We start from the raw sequence: 17,192 nt of genomic DNA on the forward strand, positions 1-17,192 counted from the left end.
GGCGGCGCGGGGCTGCTGACGGTTGATGCGCAGTCGGCGGTTTGGTGACGTCTTTCGGCGTCACGCTTGGTGAGGCGCGGTTCGCAGGATTCCTCCTCGCAGACGAACCCGCCGCACTCGCAACGACACCACGACGAACTTGCCCGCCGTCGGCAGATCACGAGGGAATCGCCGGTAGGAGCCATGTATTCGCCCCGACCATCATCCGCATCCCCGACAGGCCATCTGCCCTGCGGTCGTACGGGCCTCGATCCTGACGACCGTGTCGGTCACCTCAACCGATTCCACCAACAAACCCTCGACCGAGGAGAACAGCAGCTCGTCCAACTGCGGCAGCACTTCGTTCACGGCGAAGGACTGTTGGCCACACCACCATCCAGCCGGACGATTTTCGGGCGAACTCAACCGCCATAACGCGAAGATCAACAGTCACCCTGCGTACCCGACCACACGAAGTGGACCAGAGCCCTCCAAGCCTCCCACCAGCGGGGATATCCCATGACCGCCCACGGGGACGTCTCACTGGCCGTTGACACTCCGGGACGGCGGCCTGGCCGCCTACCACCAGGATCTGCTCGACCGCAGCCGACGTGGCCAGGTCGCCACGGCCACGTGACATGGCACATCGTCAGCTCTGGCCTAGTTCCCTTCAGGGCGACCTCTACCTGGTAGCGGACGGTGACGTCGGCCCAGTTCTGCCGCGCGAACACGGGGGCGTGGCGCGAGGCGCCGGCCGATCAGACCTTGAGGGCCGGGCGTTCGCCGTTCGGCCAGGTCCATACCTAGGGCCTGTCCGATGGATCGACCACGCGTCATCCGAATGGACGACTCAGATCGCGTGCCCCGCCCCTGTCAGCAAAGGCTGGGGGAAGCTGACAGGGGGTTCTGCTGCCTCATGGCGGCGAGCAGCCCTGGCTGCGAACACGGACCGATTGGGAGCGTCGTTCCCGCTCTATGTGGGCTGGGGCGGTGCCGTCCTGCCCACGAAAAAAGGGCTGGGTGAAAGGAGAAAGCAGGCATGGTGGCTGCTGCGGATGCGCAGAATTATGCCCAAAAGCTCGGCATCACAAATGACATGGTGGTCCAGGAGCTGGGCTGGGATGAGGATACGGACGACGCACTCCGCGCCGCAATTGAGGAAGCCATCGGCAGTGAGCTTCTGGACGAGGAGACCGACGACGTGGTTGACGTCGTTCTGCTCTGGTGGCGAGACGGCGACGGTGACCTAGTTGACGAGCTCTTGAACGTCATCACCCCCCTCGCCGACGACGGCGTGGTCTGGGTTCTCACCCCGAAGACGGGCCAGCCAGGCCACGTAGATCCGTCAGGGATCGCCGAGTCGGCGACGCCCGCGGGCCTCACCTCAACTACCCCTGTCAGCCTTGGAACCTGGACTGGAACCAAGCTAACGCAGCCCAAGACACCCGCAAAGCAGCGATAAGGGTAGGAGGTTCAACAGCCCGGCGTCAGGGCCTGTACGACGAGCCTTGTCACTCGAACCCTCGGAGCTAACGTCCCCTTCCCCCACCGGGTCACGATCACCCGCTGACCAGCACCTAAAGCACATCAACCATCCAGAGGCAGCCGCCCGTTCAGGCAGGTCAGCGCCTGCTTTTTATCCCGGCGCATCGGGCGTGAGGGCGCCTGGGGCCGTTGACGGCGGTGGGGCCGTCTGGGCTAGGTCCGCTCACAGAAGACCCGCCCACGGAGGCGCGTCGTTGATCATGGGGTAGGCCGTCGAGACTATCGAGTTCGACTCAGTCGTAACAGGAGGATCAGACATGTCGGATGCCACGTCGACCGGGAACGAAGAGTTCGTCACGCTGGGCGAGAAGATCAAGCAGCTTACTTCGAAGCCGGATAACGACACGCTCCTGGCGCTGTATGCGCACTACAAGCAGGCGACTAAGGGTGACAACGATACCGACGCGCCTGGCATGTTCGACCTCACCGGGAAGGCGAAGTGGAACGCGTGGAACGAGTTGCGGGGGATGTCGAAGGAACAAGCCCAGGAGAGGTACATCCAGATTGCCAAGGCGACGATCTCCAGCCACAGCTGACGTTCGGTACACGTTCGCGCCACCTTTGTCGCCCCGAAGGCGAGGGACGATCGACCTGGTCGCCACACTCGCCTTGGCCCGGTCCCCGGTTTCCGGGGGCTTGGTAGGTCGGGTGGCTTCGGTGAGAAGGATGACGGTCGCGTCAGGTGGAGAGACGGAGCGGTCCCTCGTCGGCGCTAAGAGAGCGCCGCAGGGCGAGGGGCGCCGCCCACCCCGCTCCACGTGCCCAACACTGCAGAGCTCTCGGACGACGGTCGAACTCCGCTCCTCTGGATACCGACCGTCACCTGCGCAAAGCTTCAGCCGTACAGCAGGGTGGCCGAGTCGGTGACGGCATTTTGCCGCCCGGGAGTGGTGTAGGCCATGTTGAGCACCACGCGCTGCAGGCCGGTGCGGCGTAGAGGGGTGACACGGTGGGCGGTGGTGTCACTGCGCAGGAGGTGGGCGTCGCCGCTGCGGTGATGGGCCCGACGTGCCGAGCAGGTATTGAGGGCGTCGAGGGTGCTGGCGCGTGGGGTGTATTCGAGTAAGCCGCCGTCGCGGTGATACGCGGGGGCACGCAGGAAGAGGACGAGTGCCAGCGGATAGTCATCGGTGTGGGCGCCATGGGTGTCGCCTGGCCGGTGCAGGACGTTGAGGACGTGGCGTTCGACCGGCTCGCGCACGGTCGTGATGTCCAGGCCGGTGACGCGGCTGAGGAAGGCGAGCAGAGCCGGCTCCCGGTACAGGGCGGGAATGAGCGTCGAGTGCTGCGCGATGGCCTCTCCGCCGACCACGGTGAGGTGCCGAGGCGAGTTGTTCATGCAGGCCATGGCGAAGTCCCGGCGGACGGCGAGGGCGGCCAACCGCTGCAGTTCAGCGCGCAGCCTTGCCAGCAGCGTGGCGGACAGCAGGCCGGGCAGGGGCAGGTAGCCGTCGTCGGTGAAGCCGGAGGCGAGGACGTCGTCTGATGCAGGCAGGGTCAGCACGCCACGCCTCTACCCCGTCCGCACGATCATTACGGCACAGCGCCATCAGCAGGCCGGATCCCTACGGATCACCACCTCCGCGATCCACCGTCCCCGGCTTTTGAGCAACATAAAGAGCAGGCGCGCCAAGCTCACCGCCGGCAAGCTTCAGAAGCTCGCCAACCTCGGACTCGAATGGCGGTGCAGGCGCACAAGAACGAGTGGCGGGCGCTGGTGTCCCGGGCCCGGTGCGCTGTTCTCACGCGGTCAGAGATGCGCGAGTCCTTCCATCGGCGGACCGGACACCCTCCTCGGCCCTGGGTAACCGCCGAGAGCCGCACACGTACGACGCTGTTGCAGCATGGGCAGCGGGCTGTCCACGGGGCGTGGAAGCCGCGGTAAGGCTCAGTCGGATCGGGGCCCGCACCGCGCAGCAGTTGGGTGCCTCGCTCTGAGGAAAGGTGTCCTCCGGTACCTCCGGCGAAGCGCATTTCCTATGCCTGGCCTGTGCTCGCGGGTTGCCCGGCAGGCGCCTGCGGGCTCCGCGCCCCCGCCGGGCCGGGCGGAGCGGCTGGGGTTTGTTCGATGTCGGGCCCAAGGACGCTGGGGCCCATATCACCGCTGCCCTAATGGGGGCAGGTGGCGGAGGTAATGTAGTCGACGACGTCGTGCGTGCTGGAGCGTTGCCGGTAGGCGGCGCGCTGGCGGTCAGCACCGGTCCCTTCACCGCGCAGGCGCTGCCACTGCTTGCGTACGCGGTCGAGGTCGTCGTGCTGCCGCAGTGCTGGGGCGATCGTGTGCAGCAGCCTTTCGACGAGCGTGGTCTGGGCGACCAGGTGGCCGGTGAGTGGGTCGATGCCAGTGCCGACCAGTCCGTCTCGTGCCGCGCGCCAGCAGGCTGCACGCAGGACTTCCGGTGCCGGGCGCGGGGCCGGTTCTCCGGCTTGGACAAAGCTGAGGGCGGTGGCAGTCAGAGCGCGGACGACGGCGGCGAGCATCAGGGTGTCGTCGGGCGTCAGGGCGGCGTCGGCGACGCGGACTTCGAGGGTGGGCAGGTGGTGGGAGGGGCGGATGTCCCAGTACAGGCCGCCGCGGTCGATGAGTGCCTCAGTGTTGAGGAGGGTGTCGACGAGGTCGTTGAAGTGGGCGGGTGATTCGAAGTACGGGGGTGGGCCGGCGACGGGCCAGCGCCCCCAGGTAGTGGTGCGCCAGCTCGCGTAGCCGGTGTCCTGACCGTCCCGGAACGGGGAGTTCGCGCTGAAGGCGATCAGGGTCGGCAGCCAGGGCCGCAGGTGGTTGCTGGCGTACACGGCGTCACGGGGGTCGGGCAGGCCGACATGGATGTGGCAGGCGCACGCGGTCTGCTCGTCGTCCAAAGCGCGGAAGTGCGCGGCGCTGTGGGCATAGCGGGCGCCGGGTGTGATCGGGACAGGGGCCGTCTGGCCGAGCACCGGGGTGCCGGTCGAGGCGACGCGCAAGCCGAGGCGCGCAGCGGCGCGGGCGGCCACCGTTCTCGTGGAACGGATCTGGTCGGCAGCTTCCTTCAGGCAGGTGTGCGGATCGGTGCGTAATTCGACCTGATAACGGGTCAGCTCGGTGCCGGCCCGGTCACCGAGTTCACCGGCCGCCTCGCTCACCACCTCGGGTCCCTGAGGGCTGAGAGTGCGCGTGAGGGGATCGACCAAGAGGAGCTCCTCCTCGATGCCCACAGTAAGCGGGGCCTGAGCGTGGCTTGATCCAAGGGTGCGGGTGGGCGCTAGGGCGTCTGTCGGGGCCGCCCCACCGTGATGTTCACTGCTCATAGTGATGGCACTGTCTCAGAAAGTGCTCGACCGGTGGGGTGGAATCGCTGGTTGCCGAAGGTTGAGGAGCACCGCATGCGTGAAGCGACCGACGTCCTGGTGGTCGGAGGCGGTCCGGCAGGCGCGACCGCCGCGGCCCTCCTGGCCCGCCAGGGCCATCAAGTGCGGGTGCTGGAAAGGGAACGGTTCCCGCGCTACCACATCGGGGAGTCACTGCTGCCCTCCCTGCTGCCCGTGCTGGACGTAATGGGGGCGCGCGAGGTGGTCGAGGCGCACGGGTTCATCCGTAAGACGGGGGCGTTCTACGGCTGGGGCGGCCAGGAATGGTCGCTGGGCTTCGATGAACCGGGCAGACCGGCGGCCTACAGCTTCCAGGTCATCCGTTCCCAGTTCGACCATCTGCTGCTCGAGCATGCCCGCACGCAGGGTGCGGACGTGCGAGAAGAGGCCCGCGCGAGGCGGGTCACCTTCGAGGCTGGCGGCGAGGCCGGCCGGACCCACCGGGCTGTGGAAGCCAGCTGGGCCGGCCGAGACGGAACCGCAGGGCGCCTCCGCTTCCGCTACCTCGTCGACGCCTCCGGCCGCGCGGGCCTCCTCGCCGCCGGGCACCTGCACACCAGACGCGTCCACGACGCCTTCCGCAACGTCGCCACCTGGAGCTACTGGCGTGGCGCCGCACCACTTACCGCCGCCCCCTGCGGCGCGATCGGGGTGTTCTCACTGCCGGATGACGGATGGCTGTGGGCCATCCCGCTGCACGACGGCACCCTCAGCGTCGGCCTGGTCACCGACAAACGCTCCTTCGCTCACGCCAGGCAGGAAGCAGGCGGCTCACTGCAGACCCTCTACGACGAAGCGATCGCCCGCTGCCCTCTACTGGCCGGCATGCTCACCAACGCCCGCCAGGTGGCGCCGCTGAAAACCGAGAGCGACTACTCCTACGTCAGCGAAGCGTTCAGCGGGCCGGGCTGGTTCCTCGCCGGCGACGCCGCCTGCTTCCTGGACCCCCTGCTGTCCACCGGCGTGCACCTGGCCATGTACAGCGGCCTGCTCGCCGCCGCCTCCATCAGCAGCGTGCTCTGCGGTGACGTCGACGAAGACGCCGCCCGCGCCTTCTACCAGACTGCCTACCAGCACGCCTACGAACGGCTCCTCATCCTGGTCAGCGCCTTCTACCGCATCCACGCCGGCCGCGACAGCTACTTCCGCACCGCACAGCAGCTCAGCATCCGCGACCAAGCCCCCTTACGCCTGCACGAAAGCTTCCTCAACATCATCAGCGGCGCCGAAGACCTCCACGACAGCCAGACCGACGACCCCGTTGACACCTTCCTTCGCACCGTGCGCCCACCCGCCAACGGCCAACCCCCGCAAGGACTCGCAGGCCACGGAACAAGCCACCTGCTACCCCTGCCCACCACCCCCGCACACGCCACCGCCGGCCTCTACCTCAACCTCCACCCCCATCCCCGCCTCCACGCCACCGACCACGCCTGATCAGAGGGCTCAGGCGTCTCCGCCGCACAGGTACACGCAGGAGGAACACCCGGCGGCGAAACTGCCCGCCCTGCGGGGTACGGCTGATCATCGCCCTGCTGATCGCCGCTGGCCACGGCGAGAAGGTGGGCCTGGGAGCGTTTCGGCGTATCAGCTGGCCCGTGCTTCAAGCCGCTCCGTCACCTGCAGCGTCGACTTGCCCATGAACTTTCAAGTCCCCGAAGCCTTCCGGGACATCGACTTCAGCGTCTCGGCGGAGATCAACACCAACCGTCTACTGCTCATGATCGCCCGGATCTGATCGGACAGTGCTCATGATCCGCCGACACTGCTCACGCAGCTGCGGACCCTAGGCCCGAAGGAGAGACGGACGGTTTCGTCGAGGAGGCTGAGGAAACGGCGGACGAGGACGGTGACTTGGCCCGGTTCACGGAGTCGCCGCCCCCTCCCCCGGCCCCCGCTCCGCACGCCGCGAGAGCCACCGTCAAGCCCGATCCCAGTACGGCCACCACGCTCCGGTACACACCGTTCCTCATCGCTCTGTCTGCCCCTCACCACATGCCTGGCGCCCGCACGCACCGCGCGGGCCTGTCACGGTCTTCGCGTTCCACGGCCTTTCTACGGACACACCGCGGGACGGGTTCCGAACACAAAGGCGCATCATGGCGGGCCTTGTCCCCAGGGGCCGCGGAGCCCGCCGAGTGGCGGGTGTTGCCCGCCGCTCGGCAGCGCGTTCTCGCCCAGTCTGACGGCGCGATCAAGGTCCATGGCGACGTAACAGGCAGGTGAGCGATGGAATACGAGGCCCTGTTCGATGTGCCGGTGCTCATGAAGGACGGCACGGAGTTCTCGACCGGCATCCTGGGGCCGGAGACGGACGAGCCGGTGCCCGCACTGCTCGTGCGCACGCCCGACGACAAGGAGACGGGAGGTCTGGGGCCCAGCTCGCCGACTCTGTCCGCGCTGCTGCGCGCCGGCTATGCGGTCGGCCTCCAGGACTGCCGCGGCACCTTCGCCTCGGCCGGCGTCTTCGTGCCGCATCTGCACGACGCGGCGGACGGCGCCGACACGGTGGCCTGGCCGGACTCGCAGGAGTGGTGGGACGGAAACGTCGGCTGCTGGGGGCCTCCTGCGTCGGCATGGTGCGGTGGCTTGCCGCCGCGCCCTGGGCGCCCGGACTGAAGGCCATCGCGCGCGGTGACGTCGGCGGGCCTGTACCGGCCGCCCTGGCACTCCTCCGGCGGCGCGCTGTCGCTGGACGCCGCGCTCGGCTGAGCCACCGTGCTGTCCGTCAACGAGGCGCGCCGGGTGCTCGCGCATGGCGGCGCCCGCCTCCGGGGCGGGGGCGTCCAGCCTGGCGGTCACTTGATGCGTGGATCCGTCATGCCGAACCGTGGCGCGCGGCGCCAAGTGTCGTGCGGTTCCACTTCAGTTCCCCCGCGATGGGAAAAATTCGTGTGTCGGCATGCCGCGCCGCCGCGTTCGACGAACCACCGGCGGCCGAGCACCGGCTTCAGGCAGGTCAGGCGGGCCGAACATGGCGTGGTTCATGGCGCCCACAGCTGCGACTCACGTCAGTGGGCGTCGGTGACGGCATTCCTGACGGGGCGCTGAGAGTCAGAGGCCCCCAGGGCAATGCGCGTTGCCCGAACGGGCAGCGGAAGCGCTTTCCCGTGACCGAAGTCACGATTGGTCATGCCCGGTTCCTTTCCTTAACCATCCGGTAAATCAACAGACTGTAAAAGGACGTCCCGCCGGACCATGCGAAGCGTAGGCAAGAGGCAGCACAAGACGGCAGTTGACAACGTTGGCCTAGACAGATAGCGTCTCATTCTGCTATGAGCATCTAAATCTTGATTTGGCACTCGACCAGCGAAGCCGTGGGCGACCGAGACAAAGCCAGCCAGAATTTGACCGAAACCATTCGGTCCATGGATTTCCAACCGTCCACGGTTGTATCGACGGTGAGCGTCGGCAGCATCGCACGGCAATGCGGACGGGCATTGCGACCGTCCGCAGGTACTGACAAAACAGGGGACCACAGGATGCGACGCGTCTTTCACGGTGCGGTGGGGAACACCGGCAGACACACGGAGATCGTCGTGGGCGTCGACGTGGCGGTGTGGTGACACATCCTCACCCGAGGCACGCCCGGACGGGCCTGACCAGCCGGTTCCGCTTCCGTTTCCCATTCTGTCAGATGCCGCTCGCCAGGCCCGGGAAAAGTCCGGCGAGCCGCCTTTGTGGCAGTGCCGCCGCCCTCACAGACTTTCCCACGGACCGCCGCGCGCCGCCGCCTCGTGACGTGGGAAACGGGGCATGACGTCACTCGGAAAAACAATCTAGGGGGGACTCACGATGCAACTCTTCGGTCGTTCGAGGGAACTACAGGTCCTGGGCGAGGCGTTCACCGACAGCGCGCGGGGGCACGGCCGACTCGTGATCGTCACAGGCGGCCCCGGATCGGGCAAGACCCACCTGGTGCATGAATTCCTCACCACGCTGAACAGCACCGATGCACGCATACTGACCGGTACGACATGCTCGGCGGAGCAGGATCGTCCGATGAGCCTCGTCGGGCAATTACTGCGCAACGCCGAGGCGGAGTGCGGAGTACCCCAGCAGGCCCCGCCCGTAATGAACTCCCCGGCGGAAAGCCACCGTTCCTGGCCGTCCGGGCACCGTCTCGGGCACGCGCCCGCCGGAGAACGGGCGGCCGATGCCCTTCTGCGCCTGGCCGACGAGCGCCCTCTGGTCATCGCCGTGGACGACGCCCACGCCATGGACCGGGCCTCGTTCCAGACGATCGTCCGCCTGCTGCGCCGCAGCCGCTCCCGGCACCTGCTCGTGGTGTGCGCCACGTCGGGCCACTTCAGCGACATACGCTCGCCCGCGCACACGGAACTTCTGCGCCAGCCGCACCGACGGGTACGGCTGGCGCCGCTGTCGGAGGCGAGCGTCGGCGAACTGCTCGCCGCCCAGGCCGGACACGCCCTGCCGGGCACCCTCCGCGGCGCCTACCACCGGGCCACCGCGGGCAACCCCCTGCTGGTGCACGCCCTGTTGGACGACAGTACGCGCTTCGGACCCGAGATCGGCCGGCCCGTCGCCGGCGCCGCCTACCGCCAGGCCGTGCTGTCGCTGCTGCACCGCGGTGAAGCGAGCCATGTCCGAGTGGCCCGCGTCCTGGCCGCGCTCGGCAGCCTGGCGGGGACCGTCGCCGTCGGAGAGCTGACCGGCACCACCGCGGCCGGCACCCAGGAGGCCGTCGACGCCCTCAACTCCTCGGGGCTGCTGGACTCTCACACCTTCCGGCACCCGACCGCCGCGGCGGCCGTCCTGGAGGACATGGCCGCCGCCGAGCGCACCGAGCTGCACGGCCGGATCGCCCACCTGCTGTACCGCTCCGGCGTACCCGCCGTACAGGTGGCGCGGCACCTCCACGCCGCGGATCTCGTCCCGGAGGGCTGGGGTGCGGGAATCCTGCGCGCCGCCGCGGAACAGGCGCTCGCCGCGGACGATGTGGAGCGCTGCACCGACTACCTCGGTCTGGTCCTGCGCGACTGCGCCGACGACCGCGAGCGCCACGCCCTGTCGGTGGCACTGGCCCGCGCGGAATGGCGCACCAACCCGGCGGCCGCCGGTCCGCATCTGGAACCGCTGCGCAAGGACGCGCTGGACGGCGGCCTGAGCATGCGGGACACCGCCACCGTCCTGCGCTACATGCTGTGGCGGGGCGACACCGAGCTGGCCGCCCAGGCCGTCGCCAGCCTCGTCCACGCGCAGTCGCCCACCGACGCCCAGATCGTCGCCGAGGTGGAGTTCGTACGGCAGTGGTTCTACGGCGTGGCGCTCCCCGGCAAGGGCGCCCCGGTCGCCGGCCTCGACTCTCGCCGCCGCCATGTGTACGCGGACACCAGCGGACTGGGCGCCCGGGTCGCCGCGCTCATCGGCGGCGAGGCGACCGACGATTCGGCGGCGGCCGTCGCCCAGGCTCTCCAGGGGCACCAACTGGACCATCTCAACCTGGAGTTGGTCGCGATGTCGCTACTGGCGATCGCCCACGCGGACCGGCCGGCGCTCGCCGCCGAGGCCTGTGACGCGCTGCTGGAGTGTGCCGTGGACCGCCGCGCGACCACGTGGCAGGCCCTGCTCGGCAGCATCCGGGCGGAAATCGCCCTGCTCCAGGGGGACGTGACCGCCGCGTCGCAGGGCGCGCTCACCGCTCTCGGCATCCTGAGCGCCCAGAGCTGGGGGGTGCTCATCGGCCTCCCGCTGTCGACGGCGATCGCCGCGTACACGGCCATGGGCTGCTACGCCGAGGCCGAGGAACTGCTCGGCCACGATGTGCCCGAGCCGATGTTCCGCACCGTGTTCGGCATCCAGTACCTGCGCGCCCGCGGGCACCACTACCTCGCCACCGACCGGCCCTTCGCCGCGCTCAACGACTTCGAGACCTGCGGACGGCTCCTGCGCGAGGGCAACCCCAGTCTCCAGAAGGGCATCCCCTGGCGGTCCGACCTGGCCCTGGCCAACCTGCGGATCGGCAAGGCCCGTACGGCTCGGGAGTGGGCCGAGGAGCAGCTGCGGCTGCCCGGCGGCCACAGCTCCCGGGCCCGGGCCATGGCGCTGCGCCTGCTGGCCGCGACCTGCAAGCCGCACCGCCGGGCCTCGCTGCTGCGCGAGTCGATCGACCTGCTCAAGACCTGCGGGGACCGGTACGCGCTGGCGCAGGCCTACGCCGACCTGTCCGCCGCGCACTACGAGCTGGGCGAGTACGCCCGGGCCAGGCTGGTGGCGCGTAAGGCGGCGCAGGAGGCCGAGGCCTGCCGCATCGAGTCGCCGGTCGACGCACATCTGCTGGAGGATCCGGTACGGCCCGAGAGTGCCGAGTCCGAGGACGGTCCCGCCATCCTCAGCGACGCGGAGTGCCGGGTCGCCGGGCTGGCCGCGCTCGGGTACACCAACCGCGAGATCAGCGGCCGTCTCCACGTCACCATCAGCACGGTGGAGCAGCACCTCACCCGGGTCTACCGCAAGCTGCAGGTGGCCAGCCGTTCGGAGCTGCCGTCGAAGATGCTGGAGCACCGCATACCGAAGCTCTCGGACCGCTGGGCCAGCACCCACTCGTCCACGGGCTGACAACGCCGCCTTTCTTCGTGCCCGTCTTGAGAGCGCTCCCTCTCTTCGTGCACGAAGCGCAGCGCGGCCCCACCGGTGAGTCCGTCCGGTGGGGCCGCGTTCCGTCGTCCGCGGGCGCAGATCTCAGCTGAGACTGCCGAGTTCGCCGTCGAGGATGCCGAAGAGTTCGTCGGCCGTGGCCGTCTCCAGCCCCTTGTCGCCCTTGCTCACGGTGCCGTTGTCCTGCCACTGCCCCGTGCCGTCCCAGCGTGCGCTGAGGGCACGCAGCCGTGCGGCCACCCGAGCCCGCTGCTCCTCGTCGCACACGGCCGAGTCCAGCGCTTCGCCCAACACGGCCTCCAGGCGGACCACTTCGGCCTCGACGTCGACCAGTTCTCCGGAAGTGTCTCCGCCCAGTTCCTCGAAGAGGTGCCGGGCGAGGGCCTCGGAGGTCGGGTAGTCGAAGGTGAGGGTCGTGGACAGCCGCAGGCCGGTGTCGGCGCTGAGCCGGTTGCGCAGTTCCAGCGCCGCCATCGAGTCCACGCCGAGGTCGCCGAGGGAGCGCTCGGGGTCGACGGCGCTGCCGGAGCCATGGCCGAGGACGTCGGCGACATGCCCGCACACCGTCTCCACCAGCAGCTTCTGCGCGTCGGCGCCGCTCAGCCGGGCCAGCCGCCGCGGCAGCGCCTCGGCGGACGCCGGCGCCTCGGTGGCCGCCAGTGCGGTGCGTCGTACGGCCGTCGGGGCGAGGCCTCGTACGAGGGCGGGGGCGTCGTCGGTGGCCTGGACACGGAGCGGTAGGAGCAGGGCCCGGTCCGCGGCCGGGGTGTCGTCGGCCGTGAGCGCCCGGTCGAACAGGGCCAGGGCCCGGTCGGCGGGCAGCGGCAGGATGCCGTCGCGGGCCAGCCGGCGCAGCCCGGTCTCGCCGAGCCCGGCCGCCATGCCCTCGCCCGTGTCCCACAGTCCCCAGCCGAGCGAGAGGGCCGGGAGCCCCTCGGTACGGCGCCGCGCGGCCAGGGCGTCCAGGAAGGCGTTCCCGGCGGCGTAGTTGGCCTGGCCCGCCGCGCCCAGGGTGCCGGCGGCGGAGGAGAACAGGACGAACGCGGCGAGGCCGAGGTCGCGTGTCAGCTCGTGCAGATGCCAGGCGGCGTCGGTCTTGGGCCGCATGACCGCCGTCAGCCGCTCGGGGGTGAGGTCGGTGAGCAGCCCGTCGTCCAGGACACCCGCGGCGTGCACCACGGCGGTCAGCGGGTGCTCAGCGGGCACGGACGCGAGCAGTGCGGCGAGCGCGGCCCGGTCGGTGACGTCACAGGCGGCCACGGTCACGGTCGCGCCCAGGGCGGCCAGGTCGTCCAGGGCACCGGGCTCGGGCAGCCGCCCGGTGCGCCCGGCCAGCAGCAGATGGCGTACGCCGTGCCGGGTCACCAGGTGCCGGGCGAGCAGCCGGCCGAGGCTGCCGGTGCCGCCGGTGACGAGGACGGTGCCCTGCGGGTCCAGGGCGGGCGCACCGGCCGGCGTCTCCTCGCCGGTCCTGGCCAGTTCGGGCAGGTACACCGTGCCGGTGCGCAGGGCGAGTTCGGGTGCGCCGGTGGCGACGGCTGCCGGGAGGGCGGCGGCCGAGGCGGGGTCGTCGTCGGTGTCGACGAGCACGAACCGGCCGGGGTGCTCGACGGCGGCAGCCCGGACCATGCCCCAGATCACGGCCTGCGCCGGGTCGGGCGCACCGTCGGCGGCGACGGCGACGGCCGACCGGGTCAGGACCACCAGCGGCTCGGTCGGTGTGTCGGAGAGGTGCCGCCGCAGGGAGGCCAGTGCCTGTACGGCGGTCTCGCGGGCCAGCGTCGGCAGATCGGCGCCGGAGCCACCGTCGGCGGTCACGGCGAGGGTGCGGGGCGCGGGGCCGTCGGCACTCACCGGCAGCGGCGTCCACCGCACGCGGAACAGGTCGCCGGGGGCGGGCGTGTCCGCGTTCAGCTGCCCGGCGGTCACCTGGCGGATCCGCAGCGAGGTCACCTCGGCCACGGGCGCCCCCGTGCCGTCGTACAGGCGCAGGGTCATGTGGTCGGTGCCGTGCGGGGTGAGCCGCAGCCGGACCGCCGTGGCGCCGGTCGCGTAAAGGGTGACTCCTTCCCAGGAGAAGGGCAGGGTCATCACGGTCGGGTCCTGGCCGTCGAGCAGGTCGATGGCGTGCAGCGTGGAGTCGAGCAGCGCCGGGTGCAGTCCGAAGCCGTCGGCCGCGTCGGCGTCGGGCAGGGCGAGTTCGGCGCAGACCTCCTCGCCGTGCCGCCAGGCGCCGCGCAGGCAGCGGAACAACGGGCCGTAGCGGTAGCCCTGTTCGGCCAGGTGGGCGTAGGTGCCGGTGACGTCCACCGGTACAGCCCCCGCGGGCGGCCAGGCGGTCTCGGCGGCCGGTTCCGGTGTGGTGCGCGGGGCGAGGACACCGGTGGCGTGCCGGGTCCACTCGCCGTCCGTGCCCTCCGGGCGGGCGTGCACGGTCAGTTCCCGGCGGCCGTCGGCGTCGGGGGCCGCGGCGGCCACCTGGAGGTGGACGGCGCCGTGCTCGGGCAGGACCAGGGGCCGTTCCAGGGTGAGTTCCGCCACCTGCGGGCAGTGGGTGCGGTCGCCGGCCTGGACGGCCAGCTCGACGAAGGCACTGCCCGGGACGAGGACGACGCCCGCCACGGCGTGGTCGGCGAGCCAGGGGTGGGTGTCCAGGGACAGACGGCCGGTCAGGGCCACCCGGTCGTCGCCGGCCAGCTCGATCGCGGCGCCGAGCATCGGGTGCCCGGCCGGCACCTGGCCCAGCCCGCCCGCGTCGGTGGCCGCGCCGGGCGCGTCGTCCAGCCACAGCCGCTGCCGCTGGAAGGCGTAGGTCGGCAGGTCGGTGCGGCGGGCACCCGTAGCGGCGAAAACCCGCTCCCAGTCGACGGTCAGACCGCGCACGTGGGCGGTGCCGAGGAGGGCCGCGAAGGTCTGTTCCTCGTCGCGGTCGCGACGGAGGGCCGGGACGAACGCCGACCGCTCGGCGTCTGCGACTGCGTGGGCGCCCATGGCCGACAGGACGGCGCCGGGGCCGAGTTCGAGGAAGGTGCGTACTCCGTCGGCCTCCAGCGTGCGGACACCGTCGCCGAAGCGGACCGCCTCGCGGACGTGCCGTACCCAGTACCCGGGGTCGCACAGCTCGTCCTCGCCGGCGCGCGCTCCGGTCACGTTGGACACGACCGGGATCGCGGGTGGTGCGTACCGCAGTTCGCGGGCGGTCTTCTCGAACTGCGCCAGCATCGGGTCCATCAGCGGGGAGTGGAAGGCGTGACTGACCCGCAGCCGCTTGGTGCGCCGGCCTGAGAAGGCCTCGGCCACAGCCTCTACGGCGGCCTCGGTGCCGGAGACGACGACGGCACGGGGCCCGTTGACGGCGGCGACGGACACCTCAGGACCGAGGTAGGGAAGCACCTCGTCCTCGGTGGCGTCGACGGCCAGCATCGCGCCCCCGGCGGGCAGCGCCTGCATCAGCCGACCGCGCGCGGCGACCAGCCGGGCGGCGTCCGCCAGGTCCCAGACGCCGGCGACATGCGCGGCGGTCAGTTCCCCGATGGAGTGCCCGGCCAGCCAGTCCGGGCGGACGCCGTGGGACTCCAGCAGCCGGTACAGGGCCGTCTCCACGGCGAACAGGGCGCTCTGGGTATACACGGTGTGGTCGAGGAGGGCGGCTTCCCCGGTGCCGGGCTCGGCCCACATCACGTCCCGCAGCGGGCGGTCGAGGTGGGCGTCGAGCGCCTGGCAGACCTCGTCCAGCGCCGTGCGGAAGGCGGGGTGAGCGGCGCACAGAGCGCGGCCCATGCCCGCACGCTGGGCGCCCTGGCCTGTGAAGAGGAAGGCGGTCTTGCCGTCGGCGGGGCGGCCCCGGACCACGGTGTCGGAGGCGGTACCGTCGGCCAACGCGGTGAGTGCGGCGAGGAGTTCGTCCCGGTCGCGGGCCAGCACCGCGCCCCGGTGAGTGAGGGCGGCGCGGCCGGTGGCCAGGGAGCGGGCGAGGTCGGGCAGGGCCTGGTCGGCCACCTGACGCAGCCGTGCGGCCTGGGCGGCCAGTGCCTCGGGGGTGGCGCCGGAGAGCACGAGCGGCAGGATCGGGGCCGGGGCCGGTTCCGTGTCGGTGACGGTCTCGTCGGCCGGTGCCTCCTCGATGATCGTGTGCACGTTGGTACCGCTGATCCCGAAGGACGACACACCGGCGCGGCGCGGGCGGTCCGTCGCCGGCCAGTCCCGGTCTTCGGTCAGCAGGCGCACGCTTCCGGCGTCCCAGTCGACCTTCGTGGACGGCGCGTCGACGTGGAGGGTCTTCGGCAGGACGCCGTTGCGCATCGCCATGACCATCTTGATGACGCCGGCGACACCGGCGGCGGCCTGGGTGTGCCCGATGTTGGACTTGATCGAGCCCAGCCACAACGGGGTGTCCGCGGAGCGCTCTTGGCCGTAGGTGGCCAGCAGCGCCTGCGCCTCGATCGGGTCACCCAGCGTCGTACCCGTCCCGTGCGCCTCCACCGCGTCCACGTCGGCGGCCTCCAGGCGTGCCGCCGCCAGCGCCTGCCGGATCACCCGCTGCTGTGCGGGACCGTTGGGCGCCGTGAGCCCGTTGGAGGCACCGTCCTGGTTGACGGCGGAGCCGCGGACCACGGCCAGCACCGGGTGTCCGTTGGCCCGCGCGTCCGACAACCGCTCCAGGACGAGCAGGCCGGCGCCCTCGGACAGGGCGGTGCCGTCCGCGCCGTCGGCGAAGGATTTGGCGTGGCCGTCGGCGGCGAGGTTGCGCTGCCTGCTGAAGTCCACGAACGTGTCGACGGTCGACATCACGGACACACCGCCGGCCAGCGCCAGGCCGCACTCGCCCTGCCGCAGCGCCTGTGCGGCCAGGTGCACCGCCACCAGGGACGACGAGCACGCGGTGTCGACGGTGAGCGTCGGGCCCTCCAGACCGAGGGCGTAGGCGACCCGGCCGGAGGCCACGCTGCCGAGGCTGCCGTTGCCCAGGTAGTCGCGCACGGACTCGGGGACGTGCCGCAGTCGGCTGCCGTAGTCGTGGTACATGACGCCCGCGAAGACACCGGTACGGCTGCCGCGCAGGGAGTGCGGGTCGATACCGGCCCGCTCCAGCGCCTCCCAGGAGGTCTCCAGCAGCAGCCGCTGCTGCGGGTCCATGGCCAGGGCCTCACGCGGGCCGATGCCGAAGAAGTCGGGGTCGAAGTCGGCGGCGTCGTACAGGAATCCGCCCGCCCGGGTGCTGCAGTGGCCGGCCTTGCCGGGCTCGGGGTCGTACAGGCCGTCCAGGTCCCAGCCGCGGTCGGCGGGGAAGGCGCCGATGCCGTCGCCGCCGTCGGCGAGCAGTCGCCACAGGTCCTCGGGTGTGCTGACGCCGCCGGGGTAGCGGCAGGCCATGGCGACGATGGCGACCGGCTCGTCCGCTTCCCGCACAGCCGCCTCGGTGACGGCCTCGACCTGTGCGCCGAAGAGTTCCGTCCTCAGGTGGCCCACGAGCGCGCCCGCGTCGGGGTAGTCGAAGACGAGCGTGGCGGGCAGCCGCAGGCCGACGGCGTCGCCGAGGCGGTTGCGCAGTTCCACCGCGGTCAGCGAGTCGAAGCCGGACTCGCGGAACGAGCGGCGCATATCGAGCGTCATGTCGCTGCCGTGCCCGAGCACGGCGGCCACGTGGGTGCGGACCAACTCCAGGAGAGCCGCGTCGCGTTCGGCGGGCCCGAGGGCGGCCAGCC

At 70.9% G+C, this 17,192-nt stretch carries 9 protein-coding genes; 5 read left to right on the forward strand and 4 right to left on the reverse strand.

The genetic code is table 11. The features are described 5' to 3' along the window. Positions 1-201 precede the first annotated feature (201 nt). Positions 202-348, reverse strand: coding sequence for a hypothetical protein (locus M878_RS97255; protein ID WP_158692624.1), 147 nt, complete (start codon positions 346-348; stop codon positions 202-204). Between the two features lie 670 nt (positions 349-1,018). On the opposite strand from M878_RS97255, the gene M878_RS52515 reads away from it, so the two are divergent. Further along, positions 1,019-1,441: a DUF3052 domain-containing protein gene (locus M878_RS52515; RefSeq protein ID WP_023544485.1), complete on the forward strand. Its 423-nt coding sequence runs from the start codon at positions 1,019-1,021 to the stop codon at positions 1,439-1,441. A gap of 340 nt (positions 1,442-1,781) precedes the next feature. Then, on the forward strand, positions 1,782-2,060 hold the full coding sequence (locus tag M878_RS52520) for an acyl-CoA-binding protein (RefSeq protein WP_023544486.1): 279 nt from the start codon (positions 1,782-1,784) through the stop codon (positions 2,058-2,060). 299 nt (positions 2,061-2,359) lie between these two features. Here the strand turns inward: M878_RS52520 and M878_RS52525 are convergent, their stop codons facing one another. After that, a complete protein-coding gene (locus M878_RS52525; RefSeq protein WP_023544487.1) occupies positions 2,360-3,028 on the reverse strand; it encodes a HalD/BesD family halogenase in 669 nt (222 codons plus the stop codon). Between the two features lie 605 nt (positions 3,029-3,633). Then, positions 3,634-4,809, reverse strand: coding sequence for a carboxylate-amine ligase (locus M878_RS52530; RefSeq protein ID WP_078630163.1), 1,176 nt, complete (start codon positions 4,807-4,809; stop codon positions 3,634-3,636). 75 nt (positions 4,810-4,884) lie between these two features. Between M878_RS52530 and M878_RS52535 the strand changes: the two genes are divergently transcribed. From M878_RS52535 to M878_RS52545, 3 genes are all read left to right on the forward strand, one after another. Further along, positions 4,885-6,306, forward strand: coding sequence for an NAD(P)/FAD-dependent oxidoreductase (locus tag M878_RS52535; protein ID WP_023544489.1), 1,422 nt, complete (start codon positions 4,885-4,887; stop codon positions 6,304-6,306). Positions 6,307-7,098: 792 nt separating this feature from the next. Next, positions 7,099-7,488 (forward strand): CocE/NonD family hydrolase, encoded by a 390-nt coding sequence (locus M878_RS52540; RefSeq protein WP_023544491.1) that lies wholly within the window; start codon positions 7,099-7,101, stop codon positions 7,486-7,488. 1,176 nt (positions 7,489-8,664) lie between these two features. Continuing rightward, positions 8,665-11,448: an AAA family ATPase gene (locus tag M878_RS52545; protein WP_023544492.1), complete on the forward strand. Its 2,784-nt coding sequence runs from the start codon at positions 8,665-8,667 to the stop codon at positions 11,446-11,448. A gap of 123 nt (positions 11,449-11,571) precedes the next feature. On the opposite strand, the gene M878_RS52550 is transcribed toward M878_RS52545, so the two are convergent. Further along, positions 11,572-17,192 (reverse strand): type I polyketide synthase (locus M878_RS52550; protein ID WP_023544493.1); only part of this gene is annotated, 5,621 nt, incomplete at its 5' end.

Origin of the sequence: Streptomyces roseochromogenus subsp. oscitans DS 12.976 (assembly GCF_000497445.1) — a bacterium.
In the GTDB taxonomy this organism is placed as follows: Bacteria; Actinomycetota; Actinomycetes; order Streptomycetales; family Streptomycetaceae; genus Streptomyces; species Streptomyces oscitans.

Bases quoted from the DNA above. Each gene is read 5' to 3' on its own strand.
- M878_RS52530 (WP_078630163.1), bottom strand. From the start codon at position 4,809: ATGAGCAGTGAACATCACGGTGGGGCGGCCCCGACAGACGCCCTAGCG.
- M878_RS52535 (WP_023544489.1), top strand. From the start codon at position 4,885: ATGCGTGAAGCGACCGACGTCCTGGTGGTCGGAGGCGGTCCGGCAGGC.
- M878_RS52545 (WP_023544492.1), top strand. From the start codon at position 8,665: ATGCAACTCTTCGGTCGTTCGAGGGAACTACAGGTCCTGGGCGAGGCG.
- M878_RS52520 (WP_023544486.1), top strand. From the start codon at position 1,782: ATGTCGGATGCCACGTCGACCGGGAACGAAGAGTTCGTCACGCTGGGC.
- M878_RS52540 (WP_023544491.1), top strand. From the start codon at position 7,099: ATGGAATACGAGGCCCTGTTCGATGTGCCGGTGCTCATGAAGGACGGC.
- M878_RS52515 (WP_023544485.1), top strand. From the start codon at position 1,019: ATGGTGGCTGCTGCGGATGCGCAGAATTATGCCCAAAAGCTCGGCATC.